This window comes from Pseudoalteromonas sp. APM04 (genome assembly GCF_022809815.1).
GTDB lineage: Bacteria > Pseudomonadota > Gammaproteobacteria > Enterobacterales > Alteromonadaceae > Pseudoalteromonas > Pseudoalteromonas marina.
The window spans coordinates 687428-701536 of sequence record NZ_CP094441.1 but is presented as its reverse complement, the minus strand read 5'-3'; the positions used below and the strand labels follow the sequence as shown (position 1 = coordinate 701536).

Annotated in this window: 12 protein-coding genes; 6 read left to right on the top strand and 6 right to left on the bottom strand. The window is 39.6% G+C overall.

Annotated features, from left to right (window positions below; genetic code table 11):
• Positions 1 to 51: 51 nt before the first annotated feature.
• From MTP24_RS03300 to MTP24_RS03290, 3 genes are all read right to left on the bottom strand, one after another.
• Positions 52 to 1413 carry a hypothetical protein gene (locus MTP24_RS03300; RefSeq protein WP_008128909.1) on the bottom strand — a complete coding sequence of 454 codons (1362 nt, stop codon included), beginning with the start codon at positions 1411 to 1413 and terminating at the stop codon, positions 52 to 54.
• A 147-nt stretch (positions 1414 to 1560) separates the two neighbouring features.
• On the bottom strand, positions 1561 to 2469 hold the full coding sequence (locus MTP24_RS03295) for a GGDEF domain-containing protein (RefSeq protein WP_033025318.1): 909 nt from the start codon (positions 2467 to 2469) through the stop codon (positions 1561 to 1563).
• Between the two features lie 70 nt (positions 2470 to 2539).
• A complete protein-coding gene (locus MTP24_RS03290; RefSeq protein ID WP_006791843.1) occupies positions 2540 to 3124 on the bottom strand; it encodes a VTT domain-containing protein in 585 nt (194 codons plus the stop codon).
• A 197-nt stretch (positions 3125 to 3321) separates the two neighbouring features.
• On the opposite strand from MTP24_RS03290, the gene MTP24_RS03285 reads away from it, so the two are divergent.
• Positions 3322 to 4557, top strand: coding sequence for a TMEM143 family protein (locus MTP24_RS03285; RefSeq protein WP_243532782.1), 1236 nt, complete (start codon positions 3322 to 3324; stop codon positions 4555 to 4557).
• A gap of 5 nt (positions 4558 to 4562) precedes the next feature.
• On the opposite strand, the gene MTP24_RS03280 is transcribed toward MTP24_RS03285, so the two are convergent.
• Positions 4563 to 5390, bottom strand: coding sequence for an AraC family transcriptional regulator (locus MTP24_RS03280; protein ID WP_243532781.1), 828 nt, complete (start codon positions 5388 to 5390; stop codon positions 4563 to 4565).
• Between the two features lie 112 nt (positions 5391 to 5502).
• Here MTP24_RS03280 and MTP24_RS03275 point away from each other — a divergent pair, with 112 nt between their 5' ends.
• The gene (locus MTP24_RS03275; protein WP_243532779.1) at positions 5503 to 8604 is read left to right on the top strand and encodes a beta-galactosidase; all 3102 of its coding nucleotides are present in this window, start codon (positions 5503 to 5505) and stop codon (positions 8602 to 8604) included.
• A 71-nt stretch (positions 8605 to 8675) separates the two neighbouring features.
• Here MTP24_RS03275 and MTP24_RS03270 read toward each other — a convergent pair whose 3' ends face one another.
• Positions 8676 to 9821: an iron-containing alcohol dehydrogenase gene (locus MTP24_RS03270; RefSeq protein ID WP_008128900.1), complete on the bottom strand. Its 1146-nt coding sequence runs from the start codon at positions 9819 to 9821 to the stop codon at positions 8676 to 8678.
• A 184-nt stretch (positions 9822 to 10005) separates the two neighbouring features.
• Between MTP24_RS03270 and MTP24_RS03265 the strand changes: the two genes are divergently transcribed.
• Entirely contained in the window at positions 10006 to 10890 is an 885-nt protein-coding gene (locus MTP24_RS03265) for an AraC family transcriptional regulator (protein WP_243532777.1), read from the top strand.
• A gap of 117 nt (positions 10891 to 11007) precedes the next feature.
• The gene (locus MTP24_RS03260; protein WP_243532775.1) at positions 11008 to 12567 is read left to right on the top strand and encodes a diguanylate cyclase; all 1560 of its coding nucleotides are present in this window, start codon (positions 11008 to 11010) and stop codon (positions 12565 to 12567) included.
• A gap of 53 nt (positions 12568 to 12620) precedes the next feature.
• Here the strand turns inward: MTP24_RS03260 and MTP24_RS03255 are convergent, their stop codons facing one another.
• Positions 12621 to 13040 (bottom strand): VOC family protein, encoded by a 420-nt coding sequence (locus MTP24_RS03255; protein WP_006791832.1) that lies wholly within the window; start codon positions 13038 to 13040, stop codon positions 12621 to 12623.
• A gap of 195 nt (positions 13041 to 13235) precedes the next feature.
• Here MTP24_RS03255 and MTP24_RS03250 point away from each other — a divergent pair, with 195 nt between their 5' ends.
• Positions 13236 to 13604, top strand: a complete 369-nt coding sequence (locus MTP24_RS03250) for a hypothetical protein (protein ID WP_243532773.1) — start codon at positions 13236 to 13238, stop codon at positions 13602 to 13604.
• On the top strand, positions 13601 to 13978 hold the full coding sequence (locus MTP24_RS03245; protein ID WP_243532771.1) for a hypothetical protein: 378 nt from the start codon (positions 13601 to 13603) through the stop codon (positions 13976 to 13978). Before MTP24_RS03250 ends, MTP24_RS03245 begins: the two co-directional genes overlap by 4 nt.
• Positions 13979 to 14109 lie beyond the last annotated feature (131 nt).

The window sequence follows — 14109 nt, the reverse complement described above, 5'->3', positions numbered from 1 at the left end:
CAATAAAAAGCCTAAATACACTCTGTATTTAGGCTTTTAACTCTCATTTTATTATTCAACACTGTCTGTAATTGTGCGCTCTAAAGACATTTTATAACCCGTTGCTGTGGTTTCGTCATGCTCTAAAATTAATATGTAATTTCCCTCTTGAGTAAAATCCATATCACTTTGTTGAATAAGTACAATTTGCTGTCCGTTATCTTCATAAACTGCGTAAACTGTATAAATTTCGTTATCAACTACTTGCTCTTCTTGATCGTAGCGGTCTATGCCATCAACTACATTGCTGGTGTCGTCGACCGTTTCTCCATCAAGGGTAAAGTACACATCAATGTCGGTCACCGACTGCCCTGCGTAACTCTCAATAAGGTTAACAACCGATACGGTATGGCTATAACTGCTTGGTGTTAAATGCTCTTCTACACTCATCATTCGTAGGCCATTGTCGATATCGTTATAAAAAATGCCAACCGCGCTTTGTTCACGTTCAAGCGTCATTAAAAAGTTATCGGCTAGTTTATTACCTTGCTCATCAAACATCGCCACGCTGTAACTGTTTGGCGAAAGCTCTATGTAATCTGTATACGCATCGCTTGATACCGTATTTGTTGGGGTTTCTGTAGTACCACGCGTTACACTGAAGCTAACTGGTGAATAGTCATCAAGGGTATTAATAAAACGTAATTGCCCTAATGCAGATTGGTGTTTAAGTTCAGTAACATAGTTATTGTCGGTTACTACATCAAGCGTAATGCCGCTTAGCTCTGTGGCATAACTTGGGCGGATAATCGCTACGTAGCTTGCCTCATCATACAAATAAACCGATGACGACTCGTAAACTACATCACTACTGCCCGCGGGGGTAATAAAAATAGTGTAATATCCTTCATCTACACTTTGTAAGTCTAATTCACTTAAGTACTGCGCAGATGCAAACAATGTCGCGCTTTCAAATACGCCATCGTCTGTTGCAAGATAAATATCGTAGCTGGTGTCTTCACCCGTAATATTAAAAAAGCCAAGATTAAACTCACCCGTATCGCTACTAATAGGCACCGTTAACTCTGTAAAGGTGGGTTCAGCAAAATCACCACTCATGACAACTAATTGCGTTTTATCACCTTTAATTGAAATTTCTTGGTCGCTAATAGTAATGTAGCTATCGTTAGCGTCTAAATATTCAAAGCTAACATCAAATGTGCCAGTGCTGTAATTATGGCGGGTGGTGACTTCTGCAAAGTCGGCGCCTGAGCGCTCTGTTTCTTCAACAAACAAGCGCGTATAAGGGCTGTTGTATGAGCCATTATACATTTGAATATAACCTGTAGAGCTTGCGCTATCATCAGAGCCACAGCCAGATAAAACACCAAGTAAAGTAAGAGGTAAAGCAACTTTTAAAAGAGGGTTGGTCATCAAAGGGATTCCTTATTATTAATATCCCCTCTACGACCTTTACATTTTAATTTAATTTCATGCTTTACAAAGTATTACCTAAGCTGACACTTACTTACGAAAACGTAAAAAAGTGTAGTAAATGTGCAAACAATAAGGACCTGCTATTTACGGCTTTGTTGCGATTACGAATCGGTTGCGACCACTATTTTTAGCTTTGTATAAAGCTTGGTCTGCGCGTTTCATTACGCTGTCAAATGATTCATTTTTAAAACGTTTAGCTACCCCTATACTGGCACTAGTATAAAGCTCGTCGGTAACCTCAATAGTGCGAGCACTCGCTAACACCGACTCAGCAAACGCCTGCATTTGTTCTAAAGTGCAGTTTGGTAGGTAGCCTGCAAACTCCTCACCACCAATACGCGCAAAAATATTGCCGTCTTCAAACAGAGCGTCTATTTTACTAGCAAAAGCTTTAAGCACCTTGTCGCCCTTGTCGTGGCCGAAGGTATCGTTAATAGATTTAAAATGATCAATATCGATAATGATTACTGCATACGATTCGTCTGTCTCGTTTTCAACGTATTCGTAAAAACATCGGCGATTGTAAACTTGGGTAAGATCGTCAACTATAAATTCTTGGGCTAGTCTATTGTGCATTTTTTGCATAAATAACATAGTTTTAAATAAGCCATAAGCAGTAATAACAACCCCTACAGAAATACATAAGTCTTTTATGTACAACGTGACCCATTGTGGTTGAACAACAAGCTCGTCAAGCACATCGGCAGTCATTCCAACTATCCATAGCATTAATCCAATGGTGACATACTGGTATGCTTTTTTAGCTAATTTAGAACACTGCACAACCCAAAAAACCGTCATTATGACAATAAGATTTATGAACTCACTAGCAAAACCAGGTATGCTTTTTTTAGCACCTACCAGTGGGAAATAGGTGAAGTTGTAAATAGTGAAAACCACTATAAACACTAGCAGCGCAAACATAAGTAATTTGTTCAACCGCGTTATACGAGTAAAGCGGGTCAACTTAAGGCTGACAGTTTCAACATTCATCATATAAATAGATTACACTTGAGCTAATAAATCATCTTTAAGAATTATAACACAAGATAGAAATTTAGCCTTAAAGTAAGGTACTAATACCCCACCCCAGTAAAACTAAAATAGTTAAACTAATCATGGCTTTAACTTTATGTTTACTTATTATACGTTCAGCTTGGTTTCCTGCGTAATACACAACAATAGCAAGCCCAAAGTAACGAATTGAACGCGCAATTGCGCTGGCCAATAAAAATAACCCAAGAGAGTACTTGGTAGCGCCCGCAGCAAGCATCGCTATTTGAAATGGGATGGGTACTATTCCTAAAGTAATAACAAACCAAAAACCTTGGTTGTGCATTTTTTGTTTAACATTTTCGAACTGTTCTGGGCTTGAAAAAGCGCTGATCACCCAATCGCCAACAGCATCAAATAAATAATAACCAAGGGCATAGCCAAATAATGCCCCCACAACACAACCCAGCGTTGCCATTAGTGCAATCAGCCACAGCTTTTCTCGCTGTGCCTGCATAAGTGGCACCATTACAGCCTCAAGTGGAATGGGAACAATAGTCGACTCTAAAAACGACGCAATCGTAATGCCGCTGAGCATATGCTTTGACTCTATAAAATTACGTGTTTTTTGCTTTAGCTTTTTTTGTAAAGCCATAAGTCGCTCCTGCTTATTACCCATTGCCCTGTATTTACGTACTTATATTGACATAGTTAAGTTAATACAACCTGAAACACGCTTTAAAAAGCAATAAACAATCACTTAGCAATAGCGTTAACAAAATAGCAATATTTATAAGAATATTTTATTATGTGCCCATGCAGTTAAATACCTACCAAAGCAGTTAAAAATTTATGCAAAATGCGCGTTTTATCCCCTTTCGTAAGCAAGATATTATTGAAATGTGTAGCAATGAACTTGAGAGTAATACACAAAAAACCTCGTTTAAACAGTTTTGTGACCTACTTGCTAGCCTTATTCATTATGATTATCACGAAACGCTTGAGTCGCTAAAAAATAACTATGCGCCCTTTGATCCTAATAGCGATACACGCTCTTTAGCGCCTGTATCGAGCGATCAAAAAGCGCAGTGCCAACGCGCATTTGCCAAAGACTTTGCTAAGGTTTTAAATGCCGCTAATTTTGAAGTCATTACCAACGAAGATTTACAAGATGCTTTAAATGAGGAGTCATTATTTAAAGTACGTCTTGAGGTAGAGTTTGACGACTTTGAAGAAGTTGTTTTTTATCGCCGTGGCGAATCACAACTTACTGAAACAATAACCAGCTTTTGGGGCCTACGTAAAAAGCCGCTGCACTTTACCAATTACGACCGCGTTGCGGTGTTTATTCGTTTTAAAGATAAAGCCTACTTTGAGGCTAAGAATAAAGCGCCTTTAGGGTTTGAGCCAAGCTCGACCATAGTTAAGCTATTTCAAAATGTACCCAAAGCCGATCTTGAAATGCTATTTCCTAATAGCGAAGTACGCATGCGCCCTATTGATAAAGTGATTATTGGCTCATCGGCTTTAATTGGCGGTGCTGTTGTTTTAATTACAAAGCTTGGCGCATCAATTTTATTATTATTTGCTTTGTTTGCTTTTTGGGGTGGCTTTAGAAGTGAAGCCGTAGAAATGACCCAGCAACACTTTATTACCTTTGCTATTGGCATGGGAGTATTTGGCAGCTTTATTTTTAAAGAGTGGAGTAAATTTAAAAACCGTAAAATTAAATTTATGAAAGCCCTAAGCGATAACCTTTACTTTAAAAACCTCGATAACAACGCCGGTGTTTTTCATACTCTTATCGACGCCGCCGAAGAAGAAGACATAAAAGAAGCCCTGCTGGCCTATACATTTTTACTAAAATCAAAAAGTGGCCTAAGCGCACAAATGCTTGATGAGCAAATAGAGGTATGGTTTAAATCAAAGTATAAATGCGAACTCGACTTTGAAATTAGCGATGCGCTTGAAAAGCTCACTCGAATGCGTTTAGTAACCTGCACTAACGATGTGTATAGCGCAATAAATTTAAATCATGCAAAAACTATTTTGGATGAGCGCTGGGATAACCTGTTTCAATATAATTAAAATATTTAAAACGACTTATTTCTAAAATCAGTAGGTGATACACCCACTGATTTTTTAAACCGTTTTGAAAAATTAAATATATTAGGGTATCCCACATAAGCGGCAATATGAGCAACAGGCCAGCGAGTATTTAGTAACAAGTTTTTGGCCCGCTTAATTCGTAAATAAATCAGCTGCTGCATAGGACTTTTACCAAATTGCGCTTGGCATAACCTATGTAAATGCGGTGCTGAGTAATGTACTTTTTCGCACATGGCGTCTATTGTCCAATCAAACTGAAGGCGCTCTTCTATCTCTAAAAACAAACTAGTTAACCGGTTGTGCCCGCCTATTTGCGGCTCGCTTTGCAACGTAGTGTTTAAGTAGTGACTTAAAATAGGCATAACGCCTTCACGTAAAGTAGCGTTACTTTCGCTGTATAAAAACTCCATTGCAAAGTGCAGCGGCTGTAATTTTTGATCATAAAGTACCAGCGCCTCAACTAAGTTTAAGTGTTTCCAACGATTAGTATTTGCAAGGTTTAACCAAATAACATCCCAATGCGCAGCATCAATTTTAACTTCAAAGCCTTGCTTGGCGGGTAACACAATGAGCGTATTCGCTGTCAATGTATATTGGTTATGTTCTGTAACCAGCTTTCCTTGACCTGATAACGTATAAAACAGTGTGTGCTCCAAAGGCGATGAGCGCGCAACACAATATCGCCCAGATAAGTTAGAGCACCCAGCTAGCGTAAGTTCCAAATCTGAGGCTTGTGCTAAAGCCGCTACGTCAATAAACCGCTCTATACAAGTAGGGCCAATATCAAGTACATCTACAATGGTGTTGCGCATAATTTAAAATGATAGTTTTGGATAAATAAAAGAGAGCTTTAAGCATAACCGCAACACATTATTTTTGCTATATTTAAGCCACTTTAATTGCCACACATGCAATAGGACACTTATGAACTCACTACAGCACATAATTAACCGTCGCGATTGGGAAAACCCTATTTCGGTGCAAGTTAATCAAGTAAAAGCACACAGCCCACTTAATGGTTTTAAAAGCGTTGACCATGCCCGTACCAACACACAATCACAAAAACAAAGTTTAAACGGTCAGTGGGATTTTAAATTATTTGATAAACCCGAAGCGGTTGATGAGTCATTACTAAGTGAGGCACTCGCCAGCGACTGGCAAAGTATACCTGTGCCTTCTAACTGGCAACTTCATGGCCTTGATAAACCTATTTACTGCAACGTTAAATACCCATTTGCCGTAAACCCGCCATTTGTACCAAGCGATAACCCAACAGGTTGCTACCGCACAGAGTTTACTATTACGGCGGAGCAATTAGCTCAGCGAAACCATATTATTTTTGAAGGCGTAAACTCGGCGTTTCACCTTTGGTGTAACGGACAATGGGTGGGCTACTCGCAAGATAGCCGCTTACCCAGCGAATTTGATTTAAGCGAGCTGTTAGTGGCTGGCACCAACCGTATTGCGGTTATGGTTATCCGTTGGAGCGATGGCAGTTACCTAGAAGATCAAGACATGTGGTGGTTGAGCGGTATATTCCGCGATGTTAATTTACTGACCAAACCACAAAACCAAATACGCGATGTATTTATAACCCCAGATTTAGACGCCTGCTACCGCGATGCCACTTTGCATATAAAAACCGCAATAGATGCGCCAAATAACTACCAAGTAGCAGTACAGGTTTTTGATGGTGAACAGGCACTGTGTGAGCCACAAATACAAAGCACTAATAATAAACGCGTTGATGAAAAAGGCGGCTGGAGCGATGTCGTATTTCAAACAATTGATATACAAAGCCCTAAAAAATGGACCGCCGAAACCCCAACCTTATACCGCTGCGTTGTAAGCTTACTAGATGAGCAAGGCAATACTATAGACGTAGAAGCCTACAACATTGGCTTTAGAAAAGTAGAAATGCTCAACGGGCAGCTTTGCTTAAACGGCAAACCGCTGCTTATTCGCGGTGTTAATCGCCACGAGCATCACCCAGAAAACGGCCATACAGTGAGCACTGCCGACATGATTGAAGATATTAAGCTGATGAAGCAAAATAACTTTAATGCTGTACGTACCGCTCACTACCCTAACCACCCTCGTTTTTACGAGCTGTGTGACGAGTTAGGTTTATACGTAGTAGACGAAGCCAATATAGAAACTCACGGCATGTTCCCAATGGGTAGGCTTGCAAGCGACCCGCAGTGGGCTGGCGCATTTATGTCGCGCTATACGCAAATGGTTGAGCGCGATAAAAACCACGCCTCTATTATTATTTGGTCATTGGGTAACGAATGCGGGCACGGTGCCAACCACGATGCGATGTACGGTTGGTCAAAAAGCTTTGATCCATCGCGCCCAGTGCAATACGAAGGTGGCGGCGCAAATACTACCGCTACCGACATTATTTGCCCTATGTACGCCCGTGTAGATACGCATCTTGCCGATGAAGCCGTACCTAAATATTCAATTAAAAAGTGGTTGAGCCTACCGGGCGAAACGCGTCCACTTATTTTATGTGAATACGCTCATGCAATGGGTAACAGCCTAGGTAGCTTTGATGATTACTGGCAAGCATTTAGAGAATACCCGCGTTTGCAAGGCGGCTTTATTTGGGATTGGGTAGACCAAGGTTTATCTAAAACTGACGAGAACGGTAAGCACTACTGGGCTTATGGTGGCGATTTTGGTGATGAACTAAACGACCGCCAATTTTGTATAAACGGCTTACTATTTCCAGACCGTACACCGCACCCAAGCCTGTTTGAAGCTAAATACAGCCAGCAACATTTACAATTTACGCTGCGAGAGCAAACTCAAAACCAATACACCGTTGATGTATTTAGCGATTATGTATTTAGAGTAACCGATAACGAAAAACTGGTTTGGCAGTTAATAGAAAATGGCCAATGTATAGAGCAAGGCGAGCAAATTATTAGTATTGCTCCGCAAAGCACGCAAACGCTAACTGTTAATACAAAAACGGTGTTTAAAGCAGGTGCGCAATATCACCTTAATTTAGATGTAGTACTAATTAACGACTCAAGCTTTGCATGTGCCGATCATGTATTAAACACCGAGCAATTTAAGCTTATAAATTGCCAAAGTTTAAGCGCTGATGCATTTTCACCTGCTTTAGCAAACGCCTCAGCACATGGCACTGTAAATATTAGTGAAACCGACACACAGCTTAGTATTGAAGGCGGCACCTTTAAACTTGTGTTTAATAGGCAATCAGGCCTTGTTGAGCAATGGCTACACAATCAAACCCAAGTTATTAAAAGCCCATTGGTTGATAATTTTTACCGCGCCCCGCTTGATAACGACATAGGCGTAAGCGAAGTAGATAACCTAGATCCTAATGCATGGGAAGCGCGCTGGCTAAGAGCGGGTATTGGGCAGTGGCAGCGTACATGTCGCTCGTTTGAAGTAGTTCAATCAAAAGTAGATATACGTATTAAATGTGTATTTAGTTATGAATTTAATGACGCTGTACAAGCAAAAACAACTTGGCTTTATACACTTAATAATACAGGTGAAATTAGCTTAAATGTTGATGTACAACTAAACGATACTTTGCCACCCATGCCACGCATAGGACTAAGTACAACGCTTAATAAACAAAGCGATACACAAGTAAACTGGCTTGGTTTAGGCCCATTTGAAAACTACCCAGACCGCAAAGCGGCTGCGCGTTTAGGGTATTACAGCGCGCAACATAATGAGCTGCATACACCGTATATATTTCCAACCGATAACGGCGTGCGTAGTGATTGCCAATTACTTAGCATTAATAACTTAACCGTTACTGGTGCGTTTTTATTTGCAGCCAGTGAGTACTCACAAAGCATGTTAACGCAAGCAAAGCACACCAATGAGCTAGTAGCTGGTGATTGCTTACATGTACATATTGACCATCAACATATGGGGGTTGGCGGCGATGACTCGTGGAGCCCAAGTACCCATAAAGAGTATTTACTAGAGCAAAAACAGTACAGTTATTCACTTACCTTTTTTGCTAAAGACTAAAGATTTTTAGTATAAAAAAAGCCGCTAACATAAAAGTTAGCGGCTTTTAGTTTTATAATACTTATAAGTGCTTAAGCAACTGCTTGCTCTAAAATTTCGCGGCTTTCTTTTAGCGTAATTGCTTGGTTTTCACCAAGTGCTAGCATGCCATGCGCTTCAAGTTTACCAATAATATTGTCAATAGCGGCGGCTTTGTCATCGCCATGTTCAGTAAGCACAGTGGCTACATCTAAGCTGTGGTAAAACGCCTCAATTGCTTGAATTGTTTGCTCTGCTAAATCATCAGATTGCGCTAGGCCAAATACGTTTTTACCCATTTGCTCTAGCTTCGCTTTCTTAACGTCAAACTGGTTACGTAGCAAAGAAGGCTGAACAATAGCAAGTGAACGTGCATGGTCAACACCGTAAGCGGCTGTAAGCTCGTGCCCAATCATGTGTGTTGCCCAATCTTGTGAAACGCCTGAACCAATTAAGCCATTAAGTGCTTGGTTTGCAGCCCACATTAAGTTTGCACGCCATGCATCGTCTTGGTTTTCAAAGTTATCGCCCAGCGTTTTAAGCGTTCTTAAAAGTGCCTCTGCATAACCTTCTTGTACTAACGCATTTTGTGGGAAAGTTAAGTATTGTTCACAGGTATGTACCCACGCATCAACTAACCCGTTTACAAGTTGGCGCTGCGGTAATGTTTTCATTACATCTGGGTCCATAATCGCAAATTTAGGCAGTACTTCAGGTGATGCAAACGGTAGTTTTTGTTGTGTCGCTTCTTTACTAACAACCGAGTTCTGATTTGATTCAGAGCCCGTTGCAGGTAACGTAAGTACAGCCCCCAGAGGTAGAGCTTTTGTGATTTTGTATTTACCCGTTAATATATCCCAGCCTTCACCGTCGTATAATGCGGCCGCTGCAACATATTTAACGCCATCAATTACAGAGCCGCCGCCTACACCTAATACAAAGTCGATATCTTGTTCTTTACAAATGTTTACGGCTTGATCTAGTACCTCAACAGTTGGATTTGCACCAACGCCCGAAAACTCGACCCAGTCAAAACCTTCAAGTGCGGCAACAACTTGGTCGTACACGCCATTCTTTTTAATAGAACCACCGCCGTAAACGACTAATACTTTTTGATCTTTTGCGATCAAATCAGTTAGTGATGCAATTTGCTGTTGGCCGAACTGAATAAGTGTTGGATTTACGTAGCTAAATTTCATTATTTTGCTCCTAGGTGACGGTTAAATACTAAGTAGAGTACTTAGTTACTCACTAAACTAAATTTCAATGAGTGCATATTAGTGGCAAAACAAACATTAAAAAAGCCTAATAAATGCCTAAAGCTTGCCTAATACTGCCAACATTGTTATTTTACGCAAAATTTGTACGACACAAGGTTTTTTAATGCCTACTATAGCCAGCATGTTGCAGCAATACGCCGAAAAAAATGATTTGCTCAACTTTGAAGGCGTAACGAAAACGATTATTCCCGGTGTTTATTTTCATCGTGCGAGTAAAAGCTCACCTCGTCAGCCACTCATTTATAACTCTGGTATTATTTTAGTTGGCCAAGGGCATAAAATAATTCATTTCCCTGATCATCAAATAAAATATGGTGCTGGCGACTACCTGGTTTTAGGTGTACCCGTCCCCCTTGAGTGCGAAGCCTTTACTGATAACGGCCTACCTGTAATGGGCGTAGTTATTGATATTAACCCAGCAACATTACATAAGTTAGTAAACCAAATGGGCGAACATACGCCATTTACTTCTGGGCAAATGAGCGGTGTGCAATCAGCAAAAATAGATGGTGCTATGGAGCAAGTAACTCATCGTTTATTAAGCGCACTAAATAGCCCACTAGAAGCCGATATTTTTGGTGAAGATATAATTAAAGAATTGGTATACCGTGTACTTTGTGGCCCTCAGGGTCATACCTTAATTGGCCTTGCTATGCACGATGGGCACTACGCCCGAATAGCACGAACGCTTTCTACTATGCATAAAAGCTATGCAGATCAAATTACGGTTGAAGGCTTGGCTGAAGAGGTAAATATGAGTGTGTCGTCGTTTCATCGTGCCTTCAAACAAGTGACCTTTGAATCGCCATTGCAATACTTAAAAAAAGTACGCTTAGCAAAAGCAAAAGAACTCATTACAAATAACGGTAGTAAAGCAAATGAGGCCGCATTAAAGGTAGGTTACACCAGCCCTTCGCAGTTTAGCCGCGAGTTTAAACGCCACTTTAATAAAACGCCAAGCGAGGTCGTACCTCAATTAAATAGCTAAATGAGTGGGCTCTGCTAGTATAAAATTATGTAGTATTTTTATCTTGCGCCTATGGCTTACAAAAAGTTTAATGCAATTTTCCTACCTAACACTCTTAAAACGCAACTAAAAAGGTATTTGCTGTTAGGTGTTTTTTTTGTTTTTTCTAGTCTTTCATTTAATAAGTCTGCATTTGCAAATCAACATTGTGAAATTAAACAAATTAGTCCACAAATCACTTCAGTAAACACATTAAATAAACAAACGCCTTTAAGACTAAAAATTCAGTCTGGCAGAGTTCAATACTCTGTAAATTGCCAGTTAAAGCAAGCTGGTGTTCTTAGCTTTAACCGCTCTACCCTTGAGCGCTTTGAGTGGCGCCAAAACGATGGAATACACAATCCAATTAGATACAACAAACCAGCTTATTTTATCGACTCAGGTGCAACAACCGCCCTATTAACTTTGTATTCTCCAGTCGAGTTTCGCCCGGTATTTAAGTGGCAACCAATGCCTGTATTTATTCAAAAAAGCCAACAACAAAACCTAATTTTAGGGCTATTTTACGGCTTGTGTATCACCCTTATATTGTATGTATTAATTATGGGGAGCCGCCTTAACGACGATACATTTAAGCTCTACAGCTTATACATTTTTTGTATTGGTGGCTTTATTCTTATGCAAGAAGGGCAGCTGTATTTATTTTTAACCTCCCAGCACAACAGCAGTTTATTTAACATATACCTTTTATTTATTGGCCTATGTGTTCTAAGCGCGACATGGTTTATTTGCGCTCTTTTACAAATCAAAACAAGCTGGCCAAAAGTAGATACTGCCTTAAAGTGTTTAGCTGTAGTTGTCATGCTATTTAGCGTTTTACAAATACTGTTTAAAACCCCTCAAATATGGGCTCTTTTAAGTAAAGCTACAGGCTATGTAACGCTTTGTATTGTAGGGTGTGTTTTTGTGCTTTCCGCTTTGCAAGCACGCAAAGGCATTCGTGAAGCAACACTGGTGTTTATTGCTCTAAGCTTTGTATTTGTCAGTATGATTTTTAGAATATTATTAATAGACGAAAGTCCATTTATGCGTCGCTACGGGTTAATTATAGCTTTTGCTGTAGAGTCATTTTTACTCGCTGTGGCGGTTTCAAGGCGTATTAGTCGGATGAGGATTGCAAAAAAACGCGCCGAAACCGAAGCCGATTATGATCATCTTTGCGGTATTCTAAACCGCAGAGGGTGGTGCAAAAAATCGGCAGATTTAATAGAACATCATATAAAAAGTGGCGGTGTGCTCTGTTTAATTTATATAGATTTAGATGACTTTAAACAAATAAATGACACTCACGGTCACGCCGTTGGAGACCAAGCACTGTGTAAAGTTGCTCACCATTTAAAAGCTATTGTGCGCAGTAACGATGCCATAGGACGTTTAGGAGGTGATGAATTTGTAGTGCTAGCGCACTTTTATACTAAGGCTCAGGTAAGCCCAAAAGTTCACTTTTTAAAAACTGAATTAGCCAAACTCACTATTGATCATAATACTGAACAATTAGCCATTAAAGCGAGTGTTGGTAGTGCTGTATTTAGTGACCCACCTAAAAACATTGACGACCTTTTAAAAGCTGGCGATGCTGCTATGTACCATGAAAAGCTAAAAAGAAAAGCAACACCGCTTACGTTAGTCGATTTATAAAATCGTCAAATTTTACACATAAAAAAACCACTAAAAAGTGGCTTTTATAAAAGTTATACTTTTTTAAATAAAACCTCGGGGTTAACCATAGTCTTCATTTCGAGCACGTTGCCATTAGTATCTTCGATAAAAAATGTTTCTTGCTCAAATTCGTCGCCAATGAATCGACGATATGGCTTATCTAGGTATTCTAAGCCAGCATCTTCTATACGTTTTTTTAAATTGTTAAATTCATCTTCAGATAAGTGAATACCAAAATGAGGAACCGCCACCGCCCCCATATCTACATCATGGCGAACAGTAGGTAATCGTTCAACGCTTTGGTGTAATGTAAGTTCGTTACCCCAAAAGTCGATGTCGACCCAACGACCCTCTTCACTATTACCGGTTTTACAACCGAGTACGTCACAATAAAATGTTTTAGCTACTTCTAAGTCGCCGGCCGGAATTGCCAAATGCAAACAATTAGACATAAATTACCTTTGGTTATTTCTTAATCTTTAATAAGTTTTCTATATTATACATAAATTGTAATTTACATTACACAAAACACTTCTTTTGAGCATATTTAAACCTTACGGTAGCTTTATTTGATTTTTTTAACTATTCACTCGCAATAGTAAGCACTGCTTTTAAACATTCCCGAGTTACTTTAAACTAAGCGCCCTATGCTTAAATTCTTCCTCGTAAAATTCATCGCTTTTTTTATTGGCTGCTTACTGTGCTTTGTATTACACACTGTATTTAATATACCTGCAGTTATTGCTGCATCTTTAGTAGGGCTTGCGGGCTCATTTATTCCTTTTTCTCAGTTATTTAAAAACCACCCGAGCGCTGCTATCTATGCAGGGAGTTTTGCTGGCATGTGCTCGTCGAGTTTAATTAGCAGCTACTGGGAACTGGGGTTTATTTCACTTATAGGCGCATGTTTATATGTACTTACTTTAAATTTATTTTCTGGCTTTGGGGGGAAATTAGGAAGTATTGCATTTGTAAGCGTTGCTGTATTTGCTCTAGCTAAAGGTTCTTTTTTATGACAATAGAATACCCTGCCATTGCATTTTGCGGCGCTTTACTTACATTTTCACTTGCTAAACATAAGCCTTTTAGCCCTGTTAGCGCCTCTTCCGGCTTATCTATAATTGCTTACTATTTTTTTTATTATTTTAACTTACAACCCGAGCTTTATAGTGCCATTTTTTTTGGTGGTACGTTTATTGGTATGAGTACGCCAAAGCGTTTTGGTGTATATACAATAACCAGTGCAGCAATGATTTTTGCGATCTTATTTGAATATTTAGTTCCTAAAATTAATAATTATGGCGGAGCGCTGGGTATTAGTGCTTTTTTATCTGTATGTGCTTGTCATATATTTATTTTATTTGGGGCGCCACGTAGTAAAAAGCGATAAATAGTTTAATCCCTAACAAACTCCACAGATGCAAACGTTCAAAAACCCCCCAAAAAAACCTGATCCATTATAAAAAAATGCCCGTAACGTTACGAGATTGTTAATTACATCTCACACAGAAGGATCAGGTC

What these genes read in the sequence shown, in the direction of transcription:
- MTP24_RS03255 (WP_006791832.1), bottom strand. Translation starts at nt 13,040, where the DNA reads ATGTCTAATTGTTTGCATTTGGCAATTCCGGCCGGCGACTTAGAAGTA.
- MTP24_RS03290 (WP_006791843.1), bottom strand. Translation starts at nt 3,124, where the DNA reads ATGGCTTTACAAAAAAAGCTAAAGCAAAAAACACGTAATTTTATAGAG.
- MTP24_RS03265 (WP_243532777.1), top strand. Translation starts at nt 10,006, where the DNA reads ATGCCTACTATAGCCAGCATGTTGCAGCAATACGCCGAAAAAAATGAT.
- MTP24_RS03295 (WP_033025318.1), bottom strand. Translation starts at nt 2,469, where the DNA reads ATGAATGTTGAAACTGTCAGCCTTAAGTTGACCCGCTTTACTCGTATA.
- MTP24_RS03285 (WP_243532782.1), top strand. Translation starts at nt 3,322, where the DNA reads ATGCAAAATGCGCGTTTTATCCCCTTTCGTAAGCAAGATATTATTGAA.
- MTP24_RS03270 (WP_008128900.1), bottom strand. Translation starts at nt 9,821, where the DNA reads ATGAAATTTAGCTACGTAAATCCAACACTTATTCAGTTCGGCCAACAG.
- MTP24_RS03250 (WP_243532773.1), top strand. Translation starts at nt 13,236, where the DNA reads ATGCTTAAATTCTTCCTCGTAAAATTCATCGCTTTTTTTATTGGCTGC.
- MTP24_RS03245 (WP_243532771.1), top strand. Translation starts at nt 13,601, where the DNA reads ATGACAATAGAATACCCTGCCATTGCATTTTGCGGCGCTTTACTTACA.
- MTP24_RS03275 (WP_243532779.1), top strand. Translation starts at nt 5,503, where the DNA reads ATGAACTCACTACAGCACATAATTAACCGTCGCGATTGGGAAAACCCT.
- MTP24_RS03300 (WP_008128909.1), bottom strand. Translation starts at nt 1,413, where the DNA reads ATGACCAACCCTCTTTTAAAAGTTGCTTTACCTCTTACTTTACTTGGT.
- MTP24_RS03280 (WP_243532781.1), bottom strand. Translation starts at nt 5,390, where the DNA reads ATGCGCAACACCATTGTAGATGTACTTGATATTGGCCCTACTTGTATA.